Annotated in this window: 11 protein-coding genes; 5 read left to right on the top strand and 6 right to left on the bottom strand. The window is 66.8% G+C overall.

Annotated features, from left to right (window positions below):
• The 3 genes from D7Y15_RS39690 to D7Y15_RS39680 form a co-directional block, all read left to right on the top strand.
• A partial coding sequence (locus tag D7Y15_RS39690; RefSeq protein WP_148712990.1) for a DUF1566 domain-containing protein occupies window positions 1-867 on the top strand: 867 nt, incomplete at its 5' end.
• Between the two features lie 44 nt (window positions 868-911).
• The gene (locus D7Y15_RS39685; RefSeq protein ID WP_121755813.1) at window positions 912-1,514 is read left to right on the top strand and encodes a glutathione S-transferase family protein; all 603 of its coding nucleotides are present in this window, start codon (window positions 912-914) and stop codon (window positions 1,512-1,514) included.
• A 104-nt stretch (window positions 1,515-1,618) separates the two neighbouring features.
• Window positions 1,619-2,677 carry a hypothetical protein gene (locus tag D7Y15_RS39680; protein WP_121755812.1) on the top strand — a complete coding sequence of 353 codons (1,059 nt, stop codon included), beginning with the start codon at window positions 1,619-1,621 and terminating at the stop codon, window positions 2,675-2,677.
• Window positions 2,678-2,719: 42 nt separating this feature from the next.
• On the opposite strand, the gene D7Y15_RS39675 is transcribed toward D7Y15_RS39680, so the two are convergent.
• The 5 genes from D7Y15_RS39675 to D7Y15_RS39650 form a co-directional block, all read right to left on the bottom strand.
• On the bottom strand, window positions 2,720-3,790 hold the full coding sequence (locus D7Y15_RS39675; protein WP_121755811.1) for a hypothetical protein: 1,071 nt from the start codon (window positions 3,788-3,790) through the stop codon (window positions 2,720-2,722).
• A gap of 428 nt (window positions 3,791-4,218) precedes the next feature.
• A complete protein-coding gene (locus tag D7Y15_RS39665; protein WP_121755809.1) occupies window positions 4,219-5,010 on the bottom strand; it encodes a polymer-forming cytoskeletal protein in 792 nt (263 codons plus the stop codon).
• 85 nt (window positions 5,011-5,095) lie between these two features.
• Window positions 5,096-5,914 (bottom strand): carbonic anhydrase, encoded by an 819-nt coding sequence (locus tag D7Y15_RS39660; RefSeq protein ID WP_121755808.1) that lies wholly within the window; start codon window positions 5,912-5,914, stop codon window positions 5,096-5,098.
• A gap of 174 nt (window positions 5,915-6,088) precedes the next feature.
• Entirely contained in the window at window positions 6,089-6,919 is an 831-nt protein-coding gene (locus tag D7Y15_RS39655) for a HEAT repeat domain-containing protein (protein WP_121755807.1), read from the bottom strand.
• A 62-nt stretch (window positions 6,920-6,981) separates the two neighbouring features.
• Entirely contained in the window at window positions 6,982-7,329 is a 348-nt protein-coding gene (locus tag D7Y15_RS39650) for an alpha/beta hydrolase (protein ID WP_255430437.1), read from the bottom strand.
• Between the two features lie 47 nt (window positions 7,330-7,376).
• On the opposite strand from D7Y15_RS39650, the gene D7Y15_RS39645 reads away from it, so the two are divergent.
• Window positions 7,377-7,754, top strand: a complete 378-nt coding sequence (locus tag D7Y15_RS39645; RefSeq protein WP_121755805.1) for a LysR substrate-binding domain-containing protein — start codon at window positions 7,377-7,379, stop codon at window positions 7,752-7,754.
• 10 nt (window positions 7,755-7,764) lie between these two features.
• Here the strand turns inward: D7Y15_RS39645 and D7Y15_RS39640 are convergent, their stop codons facing one another.
• On the bottom strand, window positions 7,765-9,426 hold the full coding sequence (locus tag D7Y15_RS39640) for a choice-of-anchor D domain-containing protein (protein ID WP_121755804.1): 1,662 nt from the start codon (window positions 9,424-9,426) through the stop codon (window positions 7,765-7,767).
• A 250-nt stretch (window positions 9,427-9,676) separates the two neighbouring features.
• Between D7Y15_RS39640 and D7Y15_RS39635 the strand changes: the two genes are divergently transcribed.
• The gene (locus tag D7Y15_RS39635; RefSeq protein ID WP_120580915.1) at window positions 9,677-10,489 is read left to right on the top strand and encodes a hypothetical protein; all 813 of its coding nucleotides are present in this window, start codon (window positions 9,677-9,679) and stop codon (window positions 10,487-10,489) included.
• The last annotated feature ends 314 nt before the right edge of the window (window positions 10,490-10,803 follow it).

Here is a 10,803-nt window from a genome sequence, read left to right as displayed (position 1 = left end):
CTCTTCGTTGATGGCCACTTTGCGTCCCAGCATGGCTTCTCTTCCTGCCCCACACCACCCCGCCTCGCACGGGCCTGTCAGGCAGGCGGCTGGCGATCTGCTCACTCAAATGAGGGGATCGCTCAGGGCGTCACCCCCACCGTCACCGTCGTCGTCACCAATGCCCACGGCCTCTCGGCCTCGAAGTCCTTCTCTGTCTCCGGGCTGCCGACGGCCGTCGACCCCACCGGCACGCTCACGAGCGGTGGATTGACCTGGGTGAAGCCGGGGACGGCCACCGTGACCTGGATGGACGGAAAGACATCCTGCGCGAACATGGTCATCGCGGGTCAGACCGGATGGCGCATGCCCACCATGGATGAACTGACCGATTTGTGGGTCGACAAAGGGACGAGTCTTCTCGCGGCGGAAGGCTGGACCCTCGACTGGATCTGGACGATGTCACCCTATTCCAGTGGCCATCAGGTGACTCGCATGTCGACCGGCGGCGTCAGCTATTCCAATGACACCGACAAGCAATTCCTGACGTGCGTTCGTGGGACGGGGGAATACCCCGCCACCGTCTCCCATGCAGGACGGACCTGGATGAGGCCGGACGCGACCCTGCGCACGTATGCGGACGCGGAGACGTATTGCTCCAGCAGGACGACTGCCGGTCACGCGGGGTGGCGGCTTCCGACTTCATCGGAACTGGAAGCCCTGCACGTCACGAAAGGCGGTCGTTTCCTCGCGAACGCGGGATGGACGCTGGAATGGATCTGGACCTCGACCCCCTATCGCATCGGTCACGTCGTCCTGCGCGACGGCGCCTTCGCAAGCTGGGGCGACAGTAACGGCGCTTTTGATGTGACCTGCGTCTACCCATGACCCGTGCCTGACCCCGGCGCCTCATGGGAGTAGACTCACCGCCCATGATCAAACTCCACCAGTTCAACCCCTCTGGGAATTGCTACAAGGTCCGCCTCCTGCTGCATCAGCTCGCGATTCCATTCGAGACGCGGGAGGTGGATCTCTCCGCGGGAGAGACGCGCACGCCGGAGTTCAAGGCGATGAACCCCATTGCCCGGACGCCCACCGTGGAGCTGGAGCCCGGGGTCTTCCTCGCCGAGTCCAACGCCATCCTCTGGTATTTCGGCGAGGGCACACCCTTCATCCCTACCGACCGGCTGGAGCGTGCGCGCATGCTCCAGTGGATGTTCTTCGAGCAGTACAGCCACGAGCCCTACATCGCCGTGGCGCGGGCGTGGCTCACCTTCTTCGGTGTCCCTTCCGGCAAGGAGAAGGAGCTGGAGGAGCGCATCCAGAAGGGCTACGCCGCGCTCGACATCATGGAGGGCGAGCTGCGCAAGCGGCCCTTCTTCGCGGGCGAGCACTACAGCCTCGCGGACATCGCGCTGTATGCGTACACGCACGTGGCGGAAGAGGGCCGGTTCGACCTGGGCCGCTATCCCGCCATCCGCGCCTGGTTCGAGCGGGTGCAGGCCCAGCCCCGCCATGTGCGCATCACCGATTGATACAGTTTTTCAGGCGGGCCCGTTTGACGTCGTGGCTGTAAATTTCGTATATCCCTGGACAAGCCCGGTTCGACCGAACCCGTCCCTATCCAGGGAGAAGTCCGATGTGGAAGTTCTTCCTCTTGCTCGTCATGTGCTGGCTCTCGGGCCTTGGCGGTTCGACCGGCCTCGTGTTGCTGGTGATGTTCTTCCTCGGGAATGCCTATTCCATCCGGTACCGCGGCCACCACGGGAAGCTGACTTCGGATGAGTCGCGGACCCTGCGGCTCAAGAGCGATGTCGACACGCATCGCATGCGCGGCCAATGGGATGTCGTCCCCTGGTGGGGAACCTCCAAGCACGTCATCCGCAAGTGGACCTGGGATCAGATCGCGCTGGATACGCGGCTCCAGAAAGTCATGGAGAAAGCCTCCGGTTCCCTGACGCGTGCCTCGGAAGCACTCTCTGATTTGATCGACAAGGCGCTTCCGGGCAGCTCGATCAACCCCTACAGCGGGACGCTGGCGGTGGTCGACGCCAGCCACGCGAAGTCCCATACCCCCAAGACAGCACTTGCGCTGCTGAACAAGGTCTCTGGGGGTTACAAGGGATGGACGAACCAGGCCATCTGCACGCTGGGCGGCACCTTCATCATCAGCGCGGACGCGTACAAGGGCGAGGTCAAGTCCCGGCTGAAGCTGAAGTCGAAGACGGAGCCGCGAATGAAGTCCGGCACGGTCGCTGAAACGTCCCGGCTCACCTGGAAGATGGGGCAGCTCTTCCTGAGTCCTGGCACCCCCGCCGTCATGAACTTCCTGAAGGCCCTCTTCGCCCGCATCAACCCGTGGGACAAGCACGCGGTCATCCAATACCAGGGGGACGCGTACTACGCGCCGACGACGATGTTTGGTGCCTCCGCGACCATCATGAAGGTAATGAATCTTTGCGAAGCACTCGACTTGAGCAGCGAAGACAAGGAGTTCGTCGGCTATTGCGTGGCCATGCATTGGCTGGACAAGTACCTGAACGACAGCTCCTGGTTCCTGGGTGGGGCGTTCACCCCGGATCGCCACTCCCTGATTGAAGCGCTCCAGGGAATGTACGCCCACATCGAGGACAACCCGACCAAGGCCGCCGAGGTGTTGGCCAAGATGTATGAGGAAGCAGACGAGGCGCGGCAGTAGCGCGCGCCAGTCGTGGCCCACGAACCCCCTGCTCCTTGAGGGTCACCCTTCCGGCAAGGGGGCCTCCTGGGACTTCGCGGCGCGGGCTTCATCGATCAGCGACTGGAGATCCTGCGCGTAGTCGCCACCGTTGACCTCGCTCAGGATGGCGGCGCGGCGGCGCAGTTCGTGCTGATAGGCCGGCTCCAGGTAGAGCTCCGCGGGGGGATCCACCCGGTCCCTGCCCATGCCCAGCCAGAGCAGGCCATCCACCACGTCCCGCATCGGGGGCCAGGACATCCGCCAGAGCGGCTTCATGACCTTCTCGCCGTTTTCGACGACCTGGATGCTCACCGCCCTGGGCATGATGACGGCATAGCTTCGGGCGCCCAGGTCGGTCTGGCCCAGGACGATGAGGCTCGAAGCCTCGCCGAGCCCGAGTTCCTTCTGGACCGCTTCCCTGGCGGGGAGCACGAGGACGGTGAACAGCGTTCCAGGCTGTGTGCCATTGAGGTGCTCCGCGGTGTTGGGCTCCATCTTGGGGAAGGCCGGATCCCGGGGCCCCTTCTCCATGAAGTGGGCGCTTCCAGCGACCAACAACCCGCGCCTGCCCTTGGCCAGGACCTCGTGGCGGGTCGTTTCCGCGAAGAAGCCATCCCTGTCTTCGTAGGCCTTGTAATCCCGGGCGTTTCGCACCTCGGACCAGGGAATGGGAGGATCTCCCAGGACCACCCGGACCCGCTCTGCTCTCGGTAGGGTCTCATTGAGCCGCCGGATGGCCTTCAGGTCGCGTTCGTAGAGCGGGGAGTCCCAGACCAGCCATTGGGTCGTGTCCCTCCAGATGCGGGAGAGTTCGGCGTCCGGGATGGCCTCCAGCTCCAGGAAGTAGCGATCCGCCAGCCCCTGGTGGGGCCCTCCTCCGTACTCGATGACCACGTCATCCACCCGCTCCGCGAACCGCGGATGCGCGACGAGTTCCAGGAAGAAGTCGTGGAACTGACGCCCCCGGTGCTCCTCGCCGAGACCGACGACCGGGTACTCCTCGAGGAGGTCCAGGACAGCGGAGGCCAGCGGAGCCTCCTTGCTGGACTCGCGAACCTGCGCAGGGGGCGTGGCCGCCGGGGAAGGAGCCATCGCGCAGCCGGAAGCCAGCCATCCACAAACCATTGCCGCGAACCCAAGGCCCTTCATATCGGCCTCCTCGTCATTCACCGCACAGGGAATGACAGCCTATATGCGGGCCCCCCTCCGCGCACCAGCCCAAGCTGAACCTGATGCGCCAGGGCCGCTGGCGCTTCGTTCCATCCTGGCAACAATGAAGTGCTCACCCCCTCGCCTGCACCAGCGCGGAGGAGGAGGAGCTGGAGCGCTATCAAAAGGAAGAGGCGCAGGAGAACGCGCACCTGGCCACGTTCGACACGCTGGACTTCGATGTGTTCACCCACCAGGAGTGGGACCGGCTCCAGCACAGCCACGCGCAGGACGTCATCGTCCACTGGCCGGACGGCCACCAGACGCAGGGCATCGACGTGCACATCGCGGACTTGGACGACTCCCCCTTTCTACGAGGCGCGGCGGGACTTGCGTGCCGCGGGGGCCTTCTCCGCGAGCGCGGGTTTGCCGCGCCGGACGAAGTCGGCGAGCGTCTCCGCGTCGATGGCGTCTATCCACGGCGCATCGGGGTCGGCTTCGTCGCCGTCCTCGTCCTCGAACATCTCGTCCGCGAAGCGCTTGAGCAGCTTCGGCGAGAGGAGGTCGCGGACGCGGCGGTCGGTCTCCTCGATGAAGGCGTGCTTCTGGCGGGCGCGGATGTGTTGCTTCGCGTCTCCGGTCACGAGCTGGGCCTTCACGCCGCCGTGGACGTTGACGGCGTGGTACTGCGTGTAGACGAAGGGCGCGCGGACATCGCCGAACACCTCGGTGCAGGCATCGTTGCCGAGGAAGAGGATGGACCGCTCGGCGACGAGGTCGCCATGCACTTCGAGGAAGCCCTCGGTGATGATGTCACCGGCGCGCAGCGAGCCCGTGACGATGACCACGGACTCCGGGTCGAGCGAGTCCTCGTAACGGCCCTTCACCACCAGGTCGCCCTCGACGATGAGCAGGCCGATCCACGGGTGCTTGCGGGTCGTGAGCGCGTCAAGGACGAGGCGTCCCTTGTGGTAGAGGATGTCTCCTCCGGCGTGCTCGCTGGCGGTGCGCTCCTGGATGAATCGCTTCGCGACGCGCGGCGTGCTGGACTTCGCGAACGTGCCGCGCGCGTGCTGCTTCAACAGGGACCACACGGTGTCGGCGGTGAGCGTCCCCGCATTGAAGCTCTTCGCCTTCGGAATCGGGCTTTTCTTCGTGGCCATCCGGCCACCCTAATTCCGGGGCACGAAATGTGTCGTGCGAAGTTCCGCCTCCCAGCGCGGGAGGCGGTACAGAAGCGCCTGGCCTTCAGCGCCCGGAGTGCGCGCTGACCGTGCGCCCGTTCAGCGGCTGCAGGGGGCGGTTGTTCGGGTTGAGGTGCGGCAGCCGCTCGAACGCGGCGATCTGCGCGTCGGACATCTGGATGGGCTGCTTCATCACGTACCACTGGAGGCCCTGGGTACAAGGGGGCGTGGTCAGCGAACCCGCGTACTGGAAGAACGCCTTGTCGTGCGGCAGCAGCGCGCTCGCGTTGAGGAGCGCCCCCGCGGGCACGCTCTCCTCCCCCATGTGCCGGGGCAGGTGCCGGAAGGCCGTGAACAGCGCCGCGTTCACCGCGCCCTCCTCGATGAGGACTCCGACGACCAGCACGGGAGCTCCATTCGCGTCCGTGTGCACCAGGTGCAGCTCGAGCGGATACTCCACGCCGTCCTTCGTGTGCTCGCTGGGCGTGTGGAAGTGGAACTGCGCCAGCTTGTACTCGCTGGCCCCCACCCGGACGGTGCTGCCACTGTCGTAGGTGAACTGCACCGTGTGCCCCGTGTTGAGCATGCGCACGCGGCTGGTGGCGTAGTGGAAGCTGGGAACGTCCAGGCGCGGGTGGGCGGCCCCCGCGGTCACCAGCGCGATGGGCGACTGCGCCACGCCCTGCGCGCAGGTTGCGTCGCCCGGCAACTCGCCCCAGTGCTCCGGGCTCAGGGTCTGGTCGTAGCCCCAGTGCGCCTCCTCGCTGCTCGTCGTGAGCGAGGCGGGGGCCCCGTCGGCGGCGAAGGCATTCGGAGCAAGCAACAGGGAGGACAGCAACGCGCCCCGAAGGGCGCGCACGGAGTCGGTGCGGGAGAACATCATGGTGTGGAGTCCTTTGATACAGGCGTCAATCACAAGCAGGAGCACCCCGGCATTGGACCCGGAATGTTCCGCGGTGCGCCCTATAACGGGAGGCTCGGATATTTTCCGATTTCTGATTATTTCTAGCTAGTCAGCTTTGTCACGAAACGGTGACGGTGCGAAGTGTGACGGCCGTCACCGGGGAAGCGACTCCAGGGCGTGGATGGCTTCGAAGAGGACCGCGCGGAACTCGGGGTCCTCGTCCTCCCCGTCGAAGGCCTCCCGATGCCCCAGCAGCAGGGGGAGCAACGAGACGTCCTCCAGCGCCTGGGCCGCCTCCACGTCCAGCGTGGTGACCACGGGCCCCTCCAGCACGCGCCGCAGCGGTTCGAGGACTCGTGCGTCCTTGCGCAAGGCCAATCCCAAGAGCGCCTCCCCGCGAATCTTGACGTGGGTCTCGGAGAGCCGGTCCACCAGCGCCTCGCGCAGCTCCGGCGTGTCCACCTCCCGCGCCTGGGAGCCGAGCGTGAACGTGGCCCACTCGCGCACGACCTCGTCAGCGTCGCGGGAGAGGTGGATCAATGCCTGGAGCGCCTGGGCGTCCCGGTGGCTCGCCAGCCCCATGACGACGCCGAAGCGGACGTGGGCGTCTGGGTGGCCCTTCAGGGGAAGGAGCGCTGGCACCGCGCGGGGATCCCCCAGGTGGCCCAGGGCGGCGGCCATCGCCTCCAGCACGGCGGCGTCCTGCTCCTTCGCGAGCGCCGGTAGGAGCGCGTCCGTGAAGCGGGCAACGAGCTCCGGGGAGCGGTGCCGGAAATCCAGCTGCGATAGGACGTTCGCGCCGCGTCCCCGCTCCTTCGGCGAGGACGACTGGAGCCAGGCGGCGGACCGCTGGAAGACCTCTTCCCCACCGCGGTGGTGCAGCTGCCAGATGGCCCGCCACGCGCCCTCGTCCTCTTCGCCGCCCTGGAGCGTGCGGGCGAAAAGCGCGTCGGTGGAGAGCTCGGCTTCAGGCGGGGAATCCATGCCGGGCAGCCTAGCGCCGGACGCCGGTGCCATCCCAGGCTCTGCCCCTGCCCTGTCTGACTTCAGTCAGGAGGCAGGGTGTCCGTCAGGAACCGCTGGACCTCGTCGAGCACCGCCGCGTCCACGCCGTGCGCGAGCGTGGGGAACAACCGAAGGCGGACCCGGGCACCGCGCGCCTCGAGCTCCCGGGCTGCATCCTCGGAGAACCGCGCGGGGATGACCGGATCCCTCGCGCCGTGCACCAGGAGAACGGGCACGGAGGTCGACCCCGGGACCGCGGGCGCATCCACCGCGAGCCGTCCGGACAGCGACACCACGGCCAGCGGCGCCGGTTGACGGTGGAGCACGAGCCACTGGGCCAGGATGGCGCCCTGGGAGAAGCCCAGCAGCACCACCCGCTCCGCGCCCAGGCCCCTCTCCTTGAGCGCGCCGTCCAGCCACGCGGTCGCCCTCGTACCTGGCGCGCAGGGGCGTGCCGCGCGCGACGGAGGACCTGACCTCCCATGACTTCGTCGCGTACCGGGGCCTCAAGCACCTGGGAGCGCTGGGCCTGCCCGAGAAGCATGCGCACGTCCTCGCGGACGACATGCTCTTCCTGCGTGAAGCAGCCAAGGCGGGCGCGGGCATCGCGCTGCTCCCCTCCTTCCTCGCCCTGGCGGACGTGACCTCCGGGCAGCTGGTCCGCGTGATGCCGCGCTACACGCTGTCCACCACGTCCCTGACCATGCTCCCCCCCGCGCCCAGCACGTGCCGCGGAAGGTGTCCGCCTTCCGCGACTTCCTCGTCGACTTCCTCCAGGCGCGGCCCCTCTCCGCGCCCCCCCAGTCCCAGCTGAACCGGAGGCGTCACCGCTCCATCGTGAGCGTGCGGGGGTCGTACAGGCGGATGAAGCCCCCTGCCGGTTCCGAGAGAGTGCCGAAGCCGCCGCCCACCACCACATGACGATCGAGGTCCGCATAGGCCAGGGTGCTGACCCAGGCCCCATTTCCAAGCGGCGAGTCGATGTATGTGATGGGCCCCGGAGCCAGCTTCGAACTGTCGCCCATATCGGCGAACCAGCCCCGGCCGTAGGTGTAGACATTGGTGCCGGGACCCATCTCATGGCCGCCGAGGAGCAACCTGGGAGCGAGGTTGAAGTTGGAGGGGAAAACGTACGCGTCGACCAGGCCCGGCCCCTGGCCTGGTGACGTCTGCGTATTCCACAGCACATTGCCCGCGGAGTCGAACCACGAGGCCATGAAGCCTCCCGGCGGCGTGCCGTTGTTGATGAACGAGACCATCTCACCCGAGAGGGTGAAGGCCACGGCGCCCCAGCTGCCCTCCTTCGTCCACTGCGTCCCCCCAGCAGGGGTGAGCTTCCGGATGAAGCGCTTCACGAACACCAGGTCCTGTGGGTTGGTGCCCCGGTTGTACGCGGTGCCGCCCACGTAGACGGAGTTCCCATCCCCCATGACGCCCAAGCCGAAGGGGAAGTTGAGCTGCGCTTCACTGATGACGGTGCTCCACCGCTCGACGCCCTCGCGCGACAGCGCGACGAGCTTCATCGCCAGCGCGGTGTCATGGCTCCCCTGCGTCATCAGCACGTAGGTGTTACCGAAGACGTCCGCCACAACGTGCCCCTCGCTCGAGGACTGCTGGGGCGGCGTGTACGTCCACCGCACCCGCCCGTCGCCGTCGTACTGGGTCACCGTACCGTTGTAGCTCAGCACCGAGAGGTACCAGTCGCTGGTGACGACGAGCTTCGACGTGGAGCTGAGGGGGACTGACCAGCGCTCATATCCGAACCTGTCCAGCGACGTCACACCCAGGGCGTCCTGCACGACGATGTTGCCGTCGGCCAGCGGCGCCACGGTCATGGGCGGGCTGCTGCGCAGCACCTCCCACTGATAGAGAGGCGAGAACGCCACCAGGGCGACGGACCTCGACGCGCTCAGGTGGAGCAGGCAGCCGCCGCGGGCCACATTGGCGCAGGCATTGCCCCACGTTGGGAACCCTTCCGGACCGGCGTACAGGGTCAGCTCTGTCTTGCGCACCGCGTGCCTGCACGGCTGGGTACACGTGAAGGAGTCATCCCCCGCCACGACGCGGGTGCCCGGCGGCATGGAGGTCACGTCCACCCACACGAAGGCGGTGCCCTGGAGCTCCGCCGGATTCACCGAGTCCGCCCCTGTCACCTTGAGACGCGCGGAGTGCGTGCCGCCCAGGAGGGGTGCGAACCTCACGCGCACTTCGCACTCCATGCCCGCGGCCAGGTACTTCTCGCAGGTGTTGGAGGTGATGGCGAAGAACTCGGAGCCCTCGACGGACACCGACACCGACTCCACGTCTTGTGGCGAAGCGTTGCGCACCGTGAAGAGCTGCTCGACGGTGAACTTCCCCACCTCCACATCCCCGAAGTCGAACGACTTCCGGTCGATGACGAGCGCGGCGGCGGGCTCGTCGGAGCACGCGCCGAAGAGGATGGGCGCGCCGAGGAGCAGCATGAGGGACAAAGACTTTCGGAACATAGGGGCGGACTTCTAGTCAATTCCCAGACATCGTGACAAGCCGGCGCAGTGGAGCAACGACACGCACGAAGTCGTCGCGTCAGGCGAACCGCTCGCGGAAGGTTCGCAGGTTGGGTCCGTCCCCTCCCCGCTCCCACACCGCGAACACCACCCGCTCGAACAGGAACTGACATGTGACCGGCGAACGGAACCTGTGACAGGGCGTGCGTGTCCAAGGCGCGACTTTTTCCCGAAAAGGAGCTCACGCCTCATGAAGCCGAACCTGAAGCAGTGGCTGTCCGTGCTGTGCCTGGGAATGACAGGAGTGTCCGCGACCGCCTGGGCGGACGTGGGGACGCCGGTCGACTGCGGCACGGTGGAATGCGAGGCCATCCGCGAGATGCGGTCGATCTACGCGGCGGAGTCCTCGTATTTCGGAGCGTATGATGTCTTCACGCTGAACCTCGCCAGCATCGGCTTCGCGCCCGCGGCGTGTCCGAACGGCAGCCGCGCCCCCGTGCCGGGAGCAGGCTGGGTGTCCGGGTGCAACTTCTCCTACAAGGTCACGGGCATCACGCCGCATCCGTCGCCTGGCTTCACGGCGGTGGCGCAGGGCGTGGCGGGGACGGCGTCCGCGGGAATCACCCTCCAGATTGGCACCCACCCCGTCTCCGGCCGCCTCTTCTGGCTGGAGCGCCAGGGGGTGCGCCGCTACGTGGACTCCGCGGAGTGCCAGTCGCCGCAATCCTTCACCTGCGAGGCCCAGCTGCGGGAGGCGCGGTTCAACATGGGCTACATCCACGTGGTGGAGCAGTCGTACTTCGCGGAGAGGGACCAGTACTCCACCAACCTGCCGCTGATCGGCTTCATGCCGGAGGGCTGCCCGAATGGCACCCGCGCCGCCGTCCCGGACGCGTCCTGGGTGGGAGGCTGCCGGTTCATCTACAAGGTCACGCTGAACGGAACGACTGGCTTTACCGCCACGGCGAAGGCAGTGACTGGCGCCACGGAGGGTTCCATCCTGACCATCACGGAGTCGGGGCGGACCGTCATCACTCCGTCGTATCCAGCGTGGTGCCAGTAGGCTGAAGCAGCGACTCGGGTGACACCTCCCCGCGGCGCTACGGCCCCAGCGGCATGTCTACGGGGTGAACCGGGGGCCTGATGTCTGGAGACATCAGGCCTCCGACTCCAGTCACCAGGGCCGCCTCCGGGAAGGACTGTTGCTTCGACGTAACCCCCTGGAATCAGGAAGGGCCGGCGGAACCCGGGGCCGTGAAACGGTGGGCACGCGGGGTGCAGTAGGGGTGGTCCGTCGCTGCACTCACTCTCGAGGCCCTCCCATGAAGCTGCGCTCCTCTTCGTTCTCCAAGCCCTCTTCGTCGTTCGGCTCCAGCT

Source organism: Corallococcus sp. AB030, assembly GCF_003668965.1.
GTDB classification, from domain to species: Bacteria; Myxococcota; Myxococcia; order Myxococcales; family Myxococcaceae; genus Corallococcus; species Corallococcus exiguus.
The sequence above is the reverse complement of the archived record's forward strand: the minus strand, read 5'-3'. Positions and strand labels throughout refer to the sequence as shown.